The sequence below is a fragment of the Schaalia cardiffensis F0333 genome, assembly GCF_005886435.1.
In the GTDB taxonomy this organism is placed as follows: domain Bacteria; phylum Actinomycetota; class Actinomycetes; order Actinomycetales; family Actinomycetaceae; genus Pauljensenia; species Pauljensenia cardiffensis.
On the sequence record NZ_CP040505.1, the window covers coordinates 1,838,291 to 1,855,188 of the forward strand.

The 16,898-nt window shown below is 58.7% G+C and carries 12 protein-coding genes; 7 read left to right on the forward strand and 5 right to left on the reverse strand.

Annotated elements, in window-relative coordinates; all coding sequences use genetic code 11:
* Window positions 1–130: 130 nt before the first annotated feature.
* The 5 genes from FFA61_RS07665 to FFA61_RS07685 all read left to right on the forward strand — a co-directional run bounded on the left by FFA61_RS07665 (window position 131) and on the right by FFA61_RS07685 (window position 6,206).
* A complete protein-coding gene (locus FFA61_RS07665; RefSeq protein WP_040314018.1) occupies window positions 131–1,237 on the forward strand; it encodes a S8 family peptidase in 1,107 nt (368 codons plus the stop codon).
* A 209-nt stretch (window positions 1,238–1,446) separates the two neighbouring features.
* Entirely contained in the window at window positions 1,447–2,613 is a 1,167-nt protein-coding gene (locus FFA61_RS07670) for a S8 family peptidase (RefSeq protein WP_175406561.1), read from the forward strand.
* A 346-nt stretch (window positions 2,614–2,959) separates the two neighbouring features.
* Window positions 2,960–4,135 (forward strand): S8 family peptidase, encoded by a 1,176-nt coding sequence (locus FFA61_RS07675; protein WP_175406562.1) that lies wholly within the window; start codon window positions 2,960–2,962, stop codon window positions 4,133–4,135.
* Window positions 4,136–4,237: 102 nt separating this feature from the next.
* Window positions 4,238–4,738, forward strand: coding sequence for a hypothetical protein (locus FFA61_RS07680; RefSeq protein WP_005963306.1), 501 nt, complete (start codon window positions 4,238–4,240; stop codon window positions 4,736–4,738).
* A 43-nt stretch (window positions 4,739–4,781) separates the two neighbouring features.
* Window positions 4,782–6,206: a hypothetical protein gene (locus FFA61_RS07685; RefSeq protein WP_005963305.1), complete on the forward strand. Its 1,425-nt coding sequence runs from the start codon at window positions 4,782–4,784 to the stop codon at window positions 6,204–6,206.
* A gap of 117 nt (window positions 6,207–6,323) precedes the next feature.
* Here FFA61_RS07685 and FFA61_RS07690 read toward each other — a convergent pair whose 3' ends face one another.
* The 4 genes from FFA61_RS07690 to eccCa all read right to left on the reverse strand — a co-directional run bounded on the left by FFA61_RS07690 (window position 6,324) and on the right by eccCa (window position 13,287).
* Complete coding sequence (locus FFA61_RS07690) at window positions 6,324–7,637, reverse strand: FHA domain-containing protein (protein WP_005963304.1); 1,314 nt, start codon at window positions 7,635–7,637, stop codon at window positions 6,324–6,326.
* A 15-nt stretch (window positions 7,638–7,652) separates the two neighbouring features.
* On the reverse strand, window positions 7,653–8,510 hold the full coding sequence (locus FFA61_RS07695; RefSeq protein WP_005963303.1) for a PP2C family protein-serine/threonine phosphatase: 858 nt from the start codon (window positions 8,508–8,510) through the stop codon (window positions 7,653–7,655).
* 78 nt (window positions 8,511–8,588) lie between these two features.
* Window positions 8,589–9,137 carry a GA module-containing protein gene (locus FFA61_RS07700; RefSeq protein WP_051057820.1) on the reverse strand — a complete coding sequence of 183 codons (549 nt, stop codon included), beginning with the start codon at window positions 9,135–9,137 and terminating at the stop codon, window positions 8,589–8,591.
* Window positions 9,138–9,252: 115 nt separating this feature from the next.
* The gene (eccCa, locus tag FFA61_RS07705) at window positions 9,253–13,287 is read right to left on the reverse strand and encodes a type VII secretion protein EccCa (RefSeq protein ID WP_005963301.1); all 4,035 of its coding nucleotides are present in this window, start codon (window positions 13,285–13,287) and stop codon (window positions 9,253–9,255) included.
* Between the two features lie 263 nt (window positions 13,288–13,550).
* Here eccCa and FFA61_RS07710 point away from each other — a divergent pair, with 263 nt between their 5' ends.
* Entirely contained in the window at window positions 13,551–14,891 is a 1,341-nt protein-coding gene (locus FFA61_RS07710; RefSeq protein WP_040313616.1) for a hypothetical protein, read from the forward strand.
* Complete coding sequence (locus FFA61_RS07715) at window positions 14,888–16,279, forward strand: RDD family protein (protein WP_005963299.1); 1,392 nt, start codon at window positions 14,888–14,890, stop codon at window positions 16,277–16,279. Before FFA61_RS07710 ends, FFA61_RS07715 begins: the two co-directional genes overlap by 4 nt.
* A gap of 304 nt (window positions 16,280–16,583) precedes the next feature.
* On the opposite strand, the gene FFA61_RS07720 is transcribed toward FFA61_RS07715, so the two are convergent.
* Window positions 16,584–16,868 (reverse strand): WXG100 family type VII secretion target, encoded by a 285-nt coding sequence (locus tag FFA61_RS07720; protein WP_005963298.1) that lies wholly within the window; start codon window positions 16,866–16,868, stop codon window positions 16,584–16,586.
* Window positions 16,869–16,898 lie beyond the last annotated feature (30 nt).

The following is a 16,898-nucleotide window of genomic DNA, read 5'->3' on the forward strand; positions in this document are numbered from 1 at the left end:
GCGTTTGCATGGTCTGAGTATCGATAGTGTCTGGCTTTCGATAGCATGAGGCCTTGGATGAGGTGTGTCGCCTAGAAGGGGAAGAGCACATATGAGTCGGCGTTCTTTTTCACGGGTTCTTCTCCCCTTGGTGGCACTCGTTGCTGTCGTGAGTGTCTCCTTCGCGCCTCCTGCCAGGGCTGAAGACACAATCACGACCCAGCCCTACGATGCTCTTTTCACTCTCAAAGAGCGCGACAAGCTCGGCCTCTCCGGCAAGGGCATCACTATCGCCCTCATTGACGGGCCGGTCGATACGTCCGCGCCGGAACTGCAAGGCGCCAACATCACCACCGTCACCCCCTGCCCCTACACACCCACCCCAGATTCAATCTCCCACGGGACGGCAATGGCCTCCCTCCTGGCCTCACCCGACTACGGAATCGCCCCCGGAGCCACAATCCTCCACTACGCCATCCCCCTCGGCGATGAAGATTCGACTCAGGAAGATCCCGGGTGCTCCACCGACCTCGGTCTGATCCTGACACGTGCACTCAACGACGGCGCCAACATCATCTCCTACCCCGTCATAGGCTCATCAACGATCACGCTGCGCGATGAGTTGATACGGGCCGATTTGGATGGAGCGATTGTCGTCGCAAGCATGGGCGATGACAATCAAGAAGATGATGCCCGATCCTTGGCTTCGGCGAACCTCACCGTCGGTGTAGCGGCGGCAAACATTCAGGGGAAACGAAGGGACTACTCCAACTACGGGAAGGGAACAACCGTTTCTCTCTACGCAGGCCCCGTCAGCACACGCGACTATGCGACGGGACAGATCAACCACGAAACCGCAGGAACATCGGTCGCAACTGCTTTGACATCTGGCTACCTGGCTTTGGCGATGGAGAAGTGGCCTGAAGCGACGAACAGGCAAATCCTCCAATCCCTCGTCCGCACCGCATCCCGCAGCGACGGAATCAAATGGGACCAATGGTACGGCTACGGGATCACCAACTACATTGCCCTCCTGGTCGAAGACCCTAGGGGACGCCCCAATGAAAACCTCCTCCTGCACAAGAACGACGACTGGGCGCCCAACGAGGACCTCTACAACGACTACATCGACGGCCTGCTCGACCCAGGAGACGAAGTAATCACCGATCCCAATTACATCTACCGAGGCACAAACTCAAACCTCGTCAGCGTCACACCCCAAAACACCGCCTACGGCACATCCCCCCGATACCACTAAGACCACAACACACCACCCCCAAACACACACCAACGAATACCACAACCGTAAACAGAGGGAGCGCAGCGGTCGTGTGCTCCTGCGTGAGCACGGTCTCAGCAGGCGGGTCGCCTGTTCGATAGTATGAGGCCTTGGATGAGGCGTGTCGCCCAGGAGGGGGAAGAGCACATATGAGTCGGCGTTCGTTTTCACGGGTTCTTCTCCCCTTGGTGGCACTCGTTGCTGTCGTGAGTGTCTCCTTCGCGCCTCCTGCCAGGGCTGAAGACACGATCACGACCCAGCCCTATGTTGATCTTTTAAACCTTGGAGCACTCAAAGAACTCGGCATCTCAGGCAAAGGCATCACCATCGCCCTCATCGACGGGCCGGTCGACACTTCCGCACCAGAACTGCAAGGCGCCGACATCACCACCGTCACCCCCTGCCCCTACACACCCACCCCAGACTCCATCTCCCATGGGACGGCAATGGCCTCCCTCCTCGTCTCACCCGACTACGGAATCGCCCCCGGAGCCACAATCATCAACTACGCCACCCCTCTCCGTGGTGAAGATTTAACTCAAGAAGATCGGAGATGCGCTACCGGTTTCACTCGTATGATGACACTCGCACTCAATGACGGCGCCGACATTATCTCCTACTCAGTAGGCGGAAACTCAAGTGGGGCCATGGCCCCAACCTTAACGAAAGCCGATTTAGACGGAGCCATTGTCGTCGCAGCCATGGGCAACAACAATCAAGAAGACTACGTCGAGTCCTATGCCTCGTCGAATCTGACTGTCGGTGTTGCCGCAACAGACATTCACGGCAATCGAGCCGACTATTCCAACTACGGAAAAGGAACCACCGCTGCCCTCTATGGGGGCCCGGTCAGTACCCGCGATTACCCAAGTGGAAGAATTTACCACGAGACTAAAGGAACATCGGTCGCAACCGCTTTGACATCTGGTTACCTGGCTTTGGCGATGGAGAAGTGGCCTGAAGCGACGAACAGGCAAATCCTCCAATCTCTCGTCCGCACAGCTGTCCGCGGTGACGGAGTCGAATGGGACCCCGGGTACGGCTACGGACTGGCCAACCTCCGTGGCCTACTCACCGAAGACCCCACAAACCTGCCCGACGAAAACCCCCTCCTACACAAGAACACCGAATGGCTACCCAGCGAGGAGTACTACAACGACTACATCGACGGCCTCCTCGACCCAGGAGACGAAGTAATCACCGATCCCCACTACATCTACCGAGGCTCAAACTCTAGCCGAGCCAGCCTCACACCCGAAAAGACCGCCTACGGCACATCCCCCCGCTACCACCGAGCCCCCAACACACCACCCACACCACCACCAAACAGACACCACCACACACCACAAAAATAGACACACGACACAAGCACACAACAGGGGAGCGCAGCGCTCGCCTGCTCGGCAATGCATGCGTCTCCTACCCAACACAAGCGCGAAACAGGGGGAGGGCTGGCGCGAACGTACCCCTTTGTGCAGAAGGGGTATCGGTATTGACCACAATGGGCGTTCTCAGACACCAAGCGACCACCGGTACGACAGGCGAGAGAATCGCAGCGGTCGCATGGTCCTGCGTAAACATGGTCTGAGTGTCGAGAGTGTCTGCTGTTCGATAGCATGGGGCCTTGGATGAGGCGTGTCGCCCAGGAGGGGAAGAGCACATATGAGTCGGCGTTCGTTTTCACGGGGTCTTGTCCCCCTGATGGCACTTGTTGCTCTTGTGAGCGTCTCCTTCGCGCCTCCTGCCAGGGCTGAAGACACGATCACGACCCAGCCCTATGTTGATCTTTTAAACCTTGGAGCGCTCAAAGAACTCGGCATCTCAGGCAAAGGCATCACCATCGCCCTCATCGACGGGCCGGTCGACACTTCCGCACCAGAACTGCAAGGCGCCGACATCACCACCGTCACCCCCTGCCCCTACACACCCACCCCAGACTCCATCTCCCATGGGACGGCAATGGCCTCCCTCCTCGTCTCACCCGACTACGGAATCGCCCCCGGAGCCACAATCATCAACTACGCCACCCCTCTCCGTGGTGAAGATTTAACTCAAGAAGATCGGAGATGCGCTACCGGTTTCACTCGTATGATGACACTCGCACTCAATGACGGCGCCGACATTATCTCCTACTCAGTAGGCGGAAACTCAAGTGGGGCCATGGCCCCAACCTTAACGAAAGCCGATTTAGACGGAGCCATTGTCGTCGCAGCCATGGGCAACAACAATCAAGAAGACTACGTCGAGTCCTATGCCTCGTCGAATCTGACTGTCGGTGTTGCCGCAACAGACATTCACGGCAATCGAGCCGACTATTCCAACTACGGAAAAGGAACCACCGCTGCCCTCTATGGGGGCCCGGTCAGTACCCGCGATTACCCAAGTGGAAGAATTTACCACGAGACTAAAGGAACATCGGTCGCAACCGCTTTGACATCTGGTTACCTGGCTTTGGCGATGGAGAAGTGGCCTGAAGCGACGAACAGGCAAATCCTCCAATCTCTCGTCCGCACAGCTGTCCGCGGTGACGGAGTCGAATGGGACCCCGGGTACGGCTACGGACTGGCCAACCTCCGTGGCCTACTCACCGAAGACCCCACAAACCTGCCCGACGAAAACCCCCTCCTACACAAGAACGATGAGTGGGTACCCAGCGAGGAGTACTACAACGACTACATCGACGGCCTCCTCGACCCCGTCGACCACTGGATCCAAGATCCCAACTACACTTACCGAGGCTCAGACTCGGGAGTCGTCCGTACCACATCCCATAAGACCGCTTATGGTACATCCCCCCGCTACCACCGAGACCCACACACACCACCCACACCACCCACACCACCCCCAAACAGACACCACCACACACCACAAAAATAGACACACGACACAAGCACAAATACTCCGCCACGAAGCGCAACTTCTCTTCCCCAACTAGTCCCCGAATCTTGGAGATGCACACCAGCGTCCTAAAGGAACACTATGGGCACCGAAAGCACATTCAATACTGAGAGCATTATCGCTGCGGCCAATACGCTTGATACAGAAGGCTCCCCGGCTGTCTCCACGGCCACGGACAGCTCCACCGACGTCCTGCTCAAGCAAAACCCTGAAAAGTGGGGGATAGAAGCCGGGCCGAGTGATTTCTCCTCGAAATATTCCCTCTACCTTTCGAATCTTGAAAGGGAGATGGCGACCATGCGCGATCAACTCGACTCTTTCATCGCATCAGTGCGAGCAAGCGCAGTGGCGGTCCAAAACAATGAGAGCTCCGTCACCGAAGCAGTCGAGCAGATTGTCAGAAATCTCGAGGAGCAGCCCGATGAGCCGACGCGGCCCTATGGTCACAGTGCAGACTCTGAAAACGATGCCCCTCAACCGTCAGGAACTGTTTCACCCCAGTCCGCATCAACGCCGTCCCCTTCCACACCACTTCCTTCCGATTACTCGAGCACAGGAATGCACGATCCCACCCGGAAATAGTCCAGGTTCTTCTCTTCTTCCCTTGCAGCATGGAGGCTGATTTATGAGTGACGCATACGCTCGGCTCCTCGCCCTTGACCAGCTCAAGACCGACGACTCTGCCGAGATCGACTCGATTGACACTATTCGGCGTTCAATCTGCGAATGTGAAAACGCTCTGGCCACATTCAGATCGACTGCACAGATGTCGGGAGAGACCGCAGATGCCATCGCTGAATGGCTCGACGAGTATTCCATCAAACTCCAGGGGGTAAAAGAAACACTCGAAGAGAACCTTGCGATGCACAATATGGCGCGCAGCGCCATGGCGCGGGCCCGCGAACGTCGAATCAATGAGGCCGAAGGGATCCTCATGTCCGCCTCGGAATACAATGAATGGGCCCGCCAGCCCTATGTCACGATCAATGGTGAGTGCCATACGGGAGCAAGCTACGCTAAGGCCCTTCAAGACAAACTCCGCACTGAGCGGAATGATATTGCCAGGAGCATCCTGGAGGAGATGAACTCTGCAGTCAGTGAGCAAGCCACTGAAATGGAGAAATCAACAGATCCCTTCACACCGGGGCACGAATCCAACTCCGCCGATGCCGAAGGTTCCACGGGAACACGCTCCGGCACCTTCGGCGCAAACACTGCCACCGCACACTCAGTAGCCTCCTCCGCATCCTTCAACACAAACTCCCTGGCAGCTGCAACAATCGGAGGAGCCGTCCTCACGACCCGAGCAACCACACCCCTCAGCGGAGGAACCGCCCCCAACTGGAAACGACCCCCCGCCGGCCAGCCCGGCTCACCCAGTAACCCCATTAACGACCCCGAACAACTCGCACACCACGACCTGCTCCACACCCCCGTCAACCAAAGAATGACCCCCGACGGCCCCACCGCAGGCTACCTACCGCGCGACCCACAAGCCCTCATCGACCTTCGACGCCAAAGCTCAACAGCCGAATGGCTAAACTCCACAGGCCCAGGCTCTGACCACCACCGACACTCCACCGCCGCCCTCGGAGGCATGCTCGGACTCGGCACAAGTGCAGGAATCGGCGCAGCAGCACGGTCATCCGTCTCCGGTGTCTCCTCCCTCGTCACCACAACTCCAGGCGCCTCCGCGCTCACCTCACAAGTCGGAGGAACCGGAATGCTGTCCATGCAACAAGCCGCAGCCTCAACAAACCTCAACGGAGCACACTCCCCCGCCACGAACCCGCGCACCGGAAACGCACACACAGCTTCACAGCAAGCCCAATCAAGCCGCGACAGGCTCGGACGCCCCTCCATCCTTCCCAGCGACACAGGGCGAAACGAGCGCAGCGAAAAGAAACGCTCCTTTGGCCTCATCGGATACGAGGTCATGCGAATCGACGAGGAAACACCCTCACCCGACTCCCCCACACACAAAGCTCAAGAACACGGCTCCGCCCACGAACTCACACCCCTGTCATCACAAGAATCAGACCGATGGTGACGGTCGATCACTAAGAGCCAGAAAACCTACTGACACCCCCAATACAAGGGCCTGCCTCAATACAAGGGTGGGCGCAGACACTCAAACACGTGCCTGCGCCCACCCAGGAAGAATCAGTCATCGAACCCTAAACTCAATCGTCGTTCCCTCACCAACATCAATCAGATCGCCATCGGACAGAGAAAACATCACCATAGGGGTCACTTCTTCAAAAGAACCATCCCCGTGCCGCAGCAGAGTCCCATTAGCCGATCCCATATCCATGAGCGACCACACCCCCGGAGCAGTCACCATCACAGCACAATGCGAACGTGAAATCTCAGTCGCCGGACTCAACACGCGCAAGGTCCTCGCCGCAGGACGGCCAGAAATCGCCCGCGGATCAGGATCACGGCCAATCACAACATCACGAGTGACTTCCGTGGGAGCAGTGCCACCATAAAGAAGGAAAGCCGTCGGCCCGAGCGAGGAATTACCCTCGACACGCCGCAACACTGTCGCCTCCGCGTCATTCGCCGCTCCCATCTGCGCGAGCATCTCAGGAGTCATTGTCGCCTCAAAGGCCTCAGGATTCACGACCGACTCAGCCGGGGACGCGGGTCCAAGCACCGGCGCAAGCTGAGATGCAGGGGAGGGCTCTTGCACCGGCTCGGGTTGAAGCACAGGCAGGGGCTCAGGCGCAGATTCAACTAGAGGCGCAAGCTCGGGCACCGACTCGGGTTGAGGCACGGGCGTGGGCTCAAGCTCAGCCTCAGACCCAAGCCCAGGCTCCGCACCGGGAATCGGATCAGGAGCCCAAAGGAAACCCCCGGGCGTAGAAAACGGCCCGGCCTCTTCAACTCCCCCACTGGCCGACGCAACCACAGGAAGGGCGGCATCCACAGGAGAAAGAGCCTGGTCTTCACGCTCAGCAGACAGCGGACTCCCCTCATCCGAGGAAGCAAGCGCCACAGCGGAAGCAGGTCCGAGAACCTGAGGCAAGGGAAGCCGCTCACACTCATCGAAGCCCCGACCAATCCTCACCCAGGCAGCATCCATCCGATCCTCGGCCACCACTGCCCACGACTCGCCCGAAGCGCAATCGGAGGAAGCGCCTATAGAGACCTCCAGCATCTGCCACTGCCCAGGATCCACCGCCCACGCCCAAATCGGCGCCGACCAAGCCTGCAGCTCCTGAGTGCCAGAAGAAAGGCCGCGCACCCACGCGCCACCGAGCACAGTAAGAAACGGCTGCACTCCAGAAAGGTCGAAGAAAACAATACTGCGACCGAAATGCACCATCTGTGAAAGCCACTGGCCAATGTCAACGCGCCCCCACACAACATCAGCAGCAGAATCAGCCAGATCCCGTTCAACACAGCACATTCCCAGCGGCCCGCAGACCACAATGGCACCTGTACCCCGGGCAGAAAAACGCCCAAGCTGAAGCATCACTTCTCCTATTTCTTAATTTACGCCACGACGCACAGTCGTCGTTGACGCCGGGCGCACCGCCTGAATCTGACGAGAATGCACCTCACAAGCATCACCGGCCCGCGACGCACGCAAGGCATGAACGACAACAGCAGTCGCATTATCACGAGTGCCGGAAGTGATCGCTGCATCAACCAACTCATTCGCGATCTGTTGAGGTTCCCCACCCGAACGGACAATCTGCACGATCATCTCATCGTCAAGGACACCATGAACCCCATCAGAGCACATCAACGCATAATCCCCCTGGAAAAGAGGCACAAGCGCATAATCCGCATCCGGTACAACAGCCATCCCCGCCCCCAAAGCGCGAGTTACGACATTCGAAGGAGGGAATACGAGCTCCTCACCCGTCAACTCCGCCAAGTCGCGAGCCTCTTGAACAGCGGAATGATCACGAGTCACTTGACGGATGGAATCCCCACCCACAATGTAGGTGCGCGAATCCCCAATATTAAAACTCAACCAAAACGGCCCCCGCTCCGTGTCAAGAACGAGAACACCCGTCAAGGTTGAACCGGGAGCCGCCATCGGATCCTCCGGATCAGCCAGAGCAGCAACCGCCTGAGCCGCCTGGCGAACACCCTCGCTCAGATCCACAAGATCCGCGCGCCGCCCCCCAAGAGCATCCGCACTCAAACGATCCTCCAGGACGCGCACAGCGGTCGAGGACGCCAAGGCCCCTCCCACATGACCGCCCATCCCATCGGCAACAGCGAAAAGCGGAGGCGAAGCCAGCCAAGAATCCTCATTCCGGGAACGCACCGGCCCGACATCAGTGGCAGCGCCCCAGCGGGTGAGCAGCACCGAACCGAGCCGAGACAGATCCACCCCTTGCCCTCCTCATCACACCGTCAACTCATGCGCCACATCGCGTGAGTGCAACACCACAGGCCACACACGCCACACTCATTTCTTGACCAAGAGATCGCGATAGTTCTCCGCATCATCAGACTCCACACCATTCGTATTGATCGTGAAACGATAACGCTCAGGTGCCCCATGCTCGATCACATAGGAGACATCCCACTCGGAGTAGTACTCGCAGGTCTCATCCGTACACAAATGCATCGTCCGATCACCGAGACGCCAATGAGTCGCATTCGACATCAAAGCGTGGAACTTCTCATTCGTGGCGGTGACCGTCCCGTCCTCGTTCAGCATGAAATCTGAATCACTCATCTCACCAAGCAGGTCAAAAGGACGCATAGGAGTGCCGACCACGTTGGAGACGCGCGTAGCCTCCTCGACGATCTCCTTCATCTCATCTTCATTCTGCGCAGCTTCGATCCTCATCTTGTAATCGGATTTGAGGCCATCGCCGATGTAGCTCAGAGCATCAATCTCCTTGGAATGCTTCGAAGCGTAGTACGTCGAACAGCCCGTCAGCCCCGTCGACAAAAGGACCACGCCAACAGCAGCAGATGCGCACAAGCGCAAAAAACGCGAAGAGAACACGCTGAACTCCCTCATGAATACGACACCCCAAGGCTAAGCGAGCGAGTGGACAGCAGACAAGACGATCCCCCACCCCGCACGGTTCAAAGCGCTGGCTCAGGTAGTGAACCCCGAATCAGGTACTCGGCTCCGTCCACACAAGCTGCGCCCGTAAAAGCCCCGCATCACGCGAAACAACTTGAGCACGTCCCGCAATGGACTTCACCGGCTTGACGCGACCAAGGACCGTCCCCTCATCGGGACTTCCCGACAAGAGTATTCCCGTCGCACCCAGCTCACCCATCGACTGCAACACCGGTTCAAAAGCCGCACGTGAAGCTCCGCCCATGCGGCGAGCCACAATCACATGCAAACCAATATCCTGCGCTTGGGCCATTAAAGGCTGCAAAGCTGCAAGCGGATTGCCCGAAGCCGTCGCCACCAGATCATAATCATCAACGAGAACCCAAGCCTCCGCTCCAGTCCACCACGAACGATTACGCAACTGATCGGTCGTCACCTGATCACCGGGCAGACGAGTGCCAAGGTATCTGGCCAAATCACGCAACTGCTGATCGGCCTCGTTCTTCGTCGTCATATAGCCGGCCAAGAAATCCTCGGGGACCTCCCCGAGGAGAGTGCGACGCAAATCGACGAGGAAAAGCTGCGCCTCCTTCGGCGAATTCGTCCGCATCACCTCTTGAGCGATGCTCCGCAAGAAATTCGTCTTCCCCGACTTTGAATCACCGAAAAGATACAGGTGCGACTGCGAACGCGGGTTGAAAACGAGAGGACCCAAACGGCTCTCTTCCACCCCCAACACCAAAGGCTTCGCCGTAGAAGGACCCGGATCCTTCACAGGAAGCGCCAAAAGCTCACCCACCGTCACCTTCGAAGGAAGCAGACGCAATTTCGGCCCAGGACCCATCGGCGCAGCCGAACGAATCCTCTCAATAGCCGCGCTCACACCATCAGACAAATCCACCGAAGCATGAACCCCATCAGCACGAGGTAAAGCGACAAGGACATGATGCGCCTCCACATCAAGCCCGCGCCCAGGGCGCTCCTCAGGGATCGAAGTCTGAATCTTCCGGTCAATCTGAGAATCCGAGGCATCCCCCAAACGCAATTCCAACCTCGAACCGATAAGATCACGGACCTGCTGGCGCAAATCCATCCAACGAGCCGCCGAAGCCACCAGGTGAACACCGAAAGTCAAAGCACGAGCAAGCATCTCCTGAACACGCAGATCCATGCCCTCGAAATCAGACTTCAAAGTCCCCCAACCATCGACGACGACAAACACATCTCCATAACCATCGTCGAAACGCCCCTGCGCCCGCCCCCGCCGATACGCCTCAATCGAATCGATCCGATTCTCCCGGAAATACTTCTCACGATCCGCGATAATGCCCTCCAACTCCGAGAGCATGCGATTAATCGTCTCCTCACGGTCGCGCGTGACAACCGCAGCCACATGCGCAGCCCCCTCGAAAGGCGTGAATGTTCCACCACCGAAATCCAAGATGTAGAACTGCACCTCCTGAGGAGTGTGCGTCAGCGACAACGCCATCACGATGGAACGCAAAGCAGTCGATTTGCCGCTCAACGGTCCCCCCACCACCGCCATATGACCATTCGCCCCAGAGAAGTCAAACTCGAGGAGCTCACGGCGCTGCTCAAGAGGCAAATCGACAACACCCACAGGCACCCGCAAACGCCCCTTCGCGCGCCATTCCTTCGACACATAGCCCAAACGAGGATCAACCCCAAGATCCGGCATCAAAGAATCCATCGTGTCGGGCACATCGAGGGGCGGGAGCCACACCTGATGAGCCTCGATGCCTGTGCTCGCCATACGCGCAACCGCGATATCCAGCTCAGTCATGTCCTCCCACTGCTCATCACCGGGCAGAACCACAGCATCGCCTCGAGGATCGTCCGCAGGATTCTCTTCCCGTTGAAGCACAGGAGCCACCGTGAAAGGAAGGACCTTGATCGCCTGAGCTTGACGGCCCACAGCCCCACCACGAGAAGAAGACAGCTTACGAGCAGGCGGAGGAGTCGCGACATACGAGGCGCGGAAGCGGATCATCTGATCCGTACCCGGCTTCAAATAGCCGACCCCCGGGAAGGCGGGCAGCTCATAGGCGTCCGTAACCCCCAAAACCTCACGCGACTCCGAAGCGGAGAAAGTCCTCAGGCCGATTCGATACGACAAATGCGAATCCAAACCCCGCAAACGCCCAGACTCCAGACGCTGCGAAGCGAGAAGCAAATGGATCGACATCGAACGCCCCAGTCGGCCGATCGCGACGAAAAGATCAATGAACTCCGGCTTCGCGGTCAACAACTCAGAGAACTCGTCCAGAATGATGAAAAGGGCAGGCAGAGGCTCCCCCTGATGCTTGCCGGCAAGGCGATCGGCCTCGTAATCCGAGACATTCGCATAGTTACCCGCCTGACGTAAAACCTCTTGACGCCGCACCATTTCGCCGCGCAACGCATCCTGCATCCGGTCAACAAGAGACAACTCCGACTCAAGATTGGAGATCATCGCGGAAACATGAGGAAGCTCAGACATTCCCGCGAAAGTCGCACCCCCCTTGAAATCGACGAGGACGAAGTTGAGCTGTTCAGGCGAATGAGTAAGCGCCATCGCCAAAACGATCGTGCGTAAAACCTCCGACTTGCCCGAACCCGTGGCACCGATCAGGAGTCCATGGGGACCCATGCCCTGCTGAGCAGCCTCCTTAATATCAATGAAGACCGGAATACCCTCCGGTGTCACCCCAAAGGGGACGCGCAAACGCTCACGGCCCTCACGGCGAAGCCACTGACGCTGCGGATCGAAATCACGGATGTCACCAATATCGAGCAACTCCATCAGATCCTGCTGGCGTTTGGGATCAGAACGACCCACCGGCGACTCGGCCTCGGGACGTTCCTCCTCCGAGTAGCGGGTCATACGACGGGCAATAGCCTCGGCCTGAAGAATCCCCATAGAGTCAGCAACACCCACAATCGGATTACGATCCATGAGGATGACCTCCATGGCCCCTGACTCATCTCCAACACCCACCGGATGGATAATCAAACGAAGTGTTGAACGAGATGTCATCGGCCCCCAGGTGTCACTTAAGGTGGCAAGAGTGACCCCGATGCCACCTTCAATGGAGCCGAGCCGAGAATTAGCCGCAGGAGTCTTCCCATCGCAAATCAAGAGCAGATGAGGCCACGGCGAAGCCTCGTCTCGGGAGCGGAATGCGGGACGAGTCGAGATTTCCTCACCGACAAGATCCTCCAACTCCGCGAAATCCGTTGTCACCATGCGCGCAGGGCCAAGAGCATCACAGAGAGCTAAGGACCTCGCATGAGGCAACCACTTGACCCACTCCCATTCACTGAGCCTGTCAGGAGTCGTTAACACGGCGATCCTCAGAGCATTCGGCGGAATGAAAGTCGTCAAATGAGCGATCATCGCGCGAAGCTGAGCGCTCGTCTGCTCACGCGCCCCGCAAATCTCAACATGACTGAACTCGCCGAGCATGACACCGAAAGGCATATCGTCGACCGTCGAATGCGCAGCGAGGAAACGAGACATCGCCGAATGACACACCACATCAGGGTCAGCCAAAGGGGGTAGCTCCGGCTCAACCAACTCCATTGAAAGATCTTGAGTCGAAGACCCCAAACGAACACTCAGCAGTTGCTCAGAACCGACCTCCCGCTCCCACAGGCGAGTCCCCTCAGCAGCGATCAGGACCAAAGCATTCGGATCCGGCAAATGCCAATTAATGTAGCGCCGCTGACGCGAGGCGACAGCTCGAACCGTTTGACGCATCTCAGACAAATACGCCAAATACTCGCGACGAAGCCCATTGACTTTCGCGCGGTGCCCCGACACCTGCCGATAAATATTGAAAGCAACCATCGACAGCATGGCGATCACCATCGCACCGGCCATGAACAGCATCCGAGTGTTCTGCCCCTGGGACATCGCCATGAAAACCATGACGCCCATCGAGCCCATCATCGGAATGACAGTGGCGAGGATCGACCCCATGCCCGTCGGCTCAGCTCGATCCGGAGGAGCCTGCACAGGGATCTGACCGGACGGCAATTCAGGTGCGCCCGTCTGCTCAACGTCCTCTGCACTGATTTGATCCATGAAGCCCCCTCTTGATGGATCTGCGCACCACCATATGCCCGCCTCATACTATCGTCGGAGTGCAGGTGTCACCGCCCGCATCCAGGAGCAGGCTTCACCAGCGCCGGAATTCAGATGTCACCACCCGCATCCAGGGGGTAGAGGGGACGCCCTCGCAGTCCACCGACCCCCACGAGAGAATAAAGGACCGACCCAAGGACCATTGGGACCGACCTTCGAAGACCCTTAAGACCAACCCCCCGACGAACATAAGGAAGGCGCAGATGGTGCAGTCGCTTGCCAGCACAACGGTTATCGACCAAACCGGTGCCCACGACTACACCGTCCCAGCAGGGACCACCATCGCCGGACTCATGGCGACAATCACAGTCGATCTGAGCGACCCCTCCCTCAATGTGACAACCGCAGACGGAAGAAAACTGGACGGCGGAGCCGTCATTGGCCACGACCTGCCCTCCGGGAGCGTCATCGCCCTCTCACGGCAAACAGAATCACGCAAAATCGCCGCCCAAGTAGCCCGACTCAACGAACTCCCCTGGTTCCCCTCAGCACTGGCATCCACCCTCCTCCTCTCCTTCCTCATCATCGCTGAAGGCTCCGTCCTCGTAGCTCCACTCATCGGCTTGTGGGAACCACCCACAGCCCTGCGCTGGCTCACTGCGATCCTCAGTGCCCTGATCTGCGCCGCAGCCATCAGCCTCGAGCGCGTGCGCACTCACGCCTGGTTCGTCCTGGCACTATCGCTATTCTTCGGCCTCACAGCCACAGCAGCGATCCCAGCCGAAACCGAATTCGCGGCAAGTGCAACGCAGCTGGCCATCGCCTGGTGGGCACTACTCGCCAGCCTGAGCGCCTGGGTGATCTACGACTTCGTCCTCGGAGCGCTGACCTCCGGAATCTGGGCCGGAATCGTCGCCGTCTCAACAATCACCAGCTACTACGAAATCAGCTTCACCACACTCGCACCCCTCATCGTCGCCATCGCCGTTCTCCTGACAACACTCACCCCCTCCTTAGCGATCCGCATTCCAGAAACACAACTCCTCGACATGCCGCTGGTCACGACAATGGTCGGACGCCTTAGAGGACCCGAACCCGCCGCGCCCTCGGATATCACCATGCCGCGCGTTCAGCGGACCATCAACGAGGGCAAAGCCCGAACACAGACCCTTCTCATCGCATGCACAGTGCTCATCCTGATCTCCGCTCCCTCCCTGGCCACGCTGATGGACCACCAGACCTGGGAGGGGCGCGCCACCATTGGAGTCATCGCGTGCTCCTCACTCCTCTTGCTCATTACAGGCCGCAATCGGCGTGAACACAGCGCACGAATCATTCCTCAGATCGGGGCACTCGGGCTGATCATTTCCGCACTCACCGCCTCTTTAGTGACACAAACCATCGGAACGCATATCAGCGCCCTCATCCTGCTGCTTCTGGGCTGCGCGTACATTGCCGTCGCCCTCATCGGCACCGTGCGAGAACCCTCAGCCCTCATCGGCTGGATCCTCGACGTCTGTGAATCCCTAAGCCTCATCCTTCTCCTGCCCGCAGCCGTGTACGCAGCGGGAGTCTTCACTCTCATTCGACAGGTGGCCTCATGACCGCGTTCACTCCGCACTCGTCTTCCTCGCCGCGCTCGGCTCGGCCACCCCACTCCACTCCCTCGGCTGGTGCGCGCTCAGCAGCAGACGTCCCCTCGGTGTCGGCGATAGCGGCTCAAACACAACGCCCCTCAAACGACCCCACAGACTTCGCTCCAGCACGACCAGGAGCCAGGCTCACTGCCTTCATCATCGACTTCTTCCTCGTCCTCGTCATCTGCTCTGCACTGTGGATATGGCGTCCATCCCTCATCCTCGTCGTCATCATGTCCCTTCAACTGAGCATCGTGGGCGCACTCATCCTTTCCATCACAGGACGCTCTCCCGGACTATTCATCACGAAAACCGCGCTACTCGCCCAAGACTCAACCAGAGCACCCGGCCTGGGCAAAGGCTTAGCCTATGGGCTGCTCTACTACCTCATGGCCTTAACCCTTATCGGGCTCGTGTTGTCGGCCCTCCTATGCCGTGAAGGGCGCGGATGGATGGAGCGAATCACCGGCACCCGATCAATCGACCTCACCACGCCCCTCGAACGTTCAACCGCCCCTCATCAAGCGGGCCGCACCTCGTCTCACGCCCCCGAGCAGCACAGGCCACTCCCGCAACACCCCTCCTTCAGCGCAGCCCCCAGCGGTTTTGCCGCCGTCGCCGCATCAAGAGGGTTTCAGATGTCAAAGCCTGTACCTGCTGCCCCACAAGGCCGCGCAGGTGTCGTCTCCCGGCAAGAAGACACGGCGCGAGGACAATCTGGGGGTTCCCACGGCTGGGGTCCTGCTGCCCCGGGCTGGGGTGCTGCTACCCAAAGCCAAAGTGGCTCAGCGCGGGAGCTGCCTGGCACTGCCCCAAGCCGGGCTGCTGCCACCCTCGGCCCGCTGAGCGCGGCCCACCACCCGGCACCCCCGACGTACCCGATCAGTGCAAACCCCAGCCAAGCCTCAACTTCTTCCAGTCCAGCATCCTCGACAACTGACGCGCCAATCCCGACGCAACATCCAGCCCCTCCACACACGAGCCCATCCACACCTAGTCAGCCTGTTCCAACACAAAAACCCCAAATCTGGGCAGTCCTAGATTCGGGGGGCCAAGAACTCATCGACTCCGTCCTCGTCCTCGGACGAGCGCCAAGCTCCGACGACCCCAAGGCGCGCCTCGTGACAGTCAGCGACTCCACCCGCTCCCTCTCCCGAACGCATCTTCGACTCGGCCCAAACCACAGCGGAGTCTGGGTTGAAGATGCCTTCTCCGCCAACGGCACGAAAGCTCGCACCCCCGATGGCAGCGTCACCGAGCTTCCACGCGGCCAGAAACGCTCCGTTCCCATCGGGACGATCCTCATCATGGGAGAACGTACCCTGACCATCACCGCTCACTCTGAGAAAGACTGAGCCAAGGAGCGAGGCTGGCCAAGGAACAGCCACGCCTGGCCAAGGAGCAGCACTGAGCCAAGACGAGCTCGGTTCTCCTGCGATCGTCGCGCCACGCACACACCGGCGAAAAACACCTATTCCACCTTTCCCCGGCACAACCACCTGCCACACGACAGGAACAGAACGGAAAACCTGGAACCGGAGGCGGGAACTAGTGAAAACCACCAAAACTCGATAGGCACCCCAAAACCCAACGAGCCCCGTATCCACAACGGATACGGGGCTCTAGCTCAGCGATGGAGCATATGCTCCTATCGAGTCCTCAGGAGAAACGAGCAGCATTCGCCGAATCAGTCGAGCTATACGACTGATTCGCCGATTCAACAAGGGTCGAGATCTGTGCGAGGACATCGCGCATACCGGTCATGCCCTCGGTCCACTGCTGCTTCGCAACCAGGTAAGCCTCCTGAGCATCGCCTTCCCAGTTGGATCGGAGCTGCTGAAGCTCCGCATCCATGTTGTCCAGGGTGGACTGGATAGCGGTAGCTCCACTGTTGAGGTCACTGGAAGCCGTGCTGAGCGATCCGTAGTTGACTTTGAGATCCATGAGTTCTTCCTACCTACTTCTACTACCGGG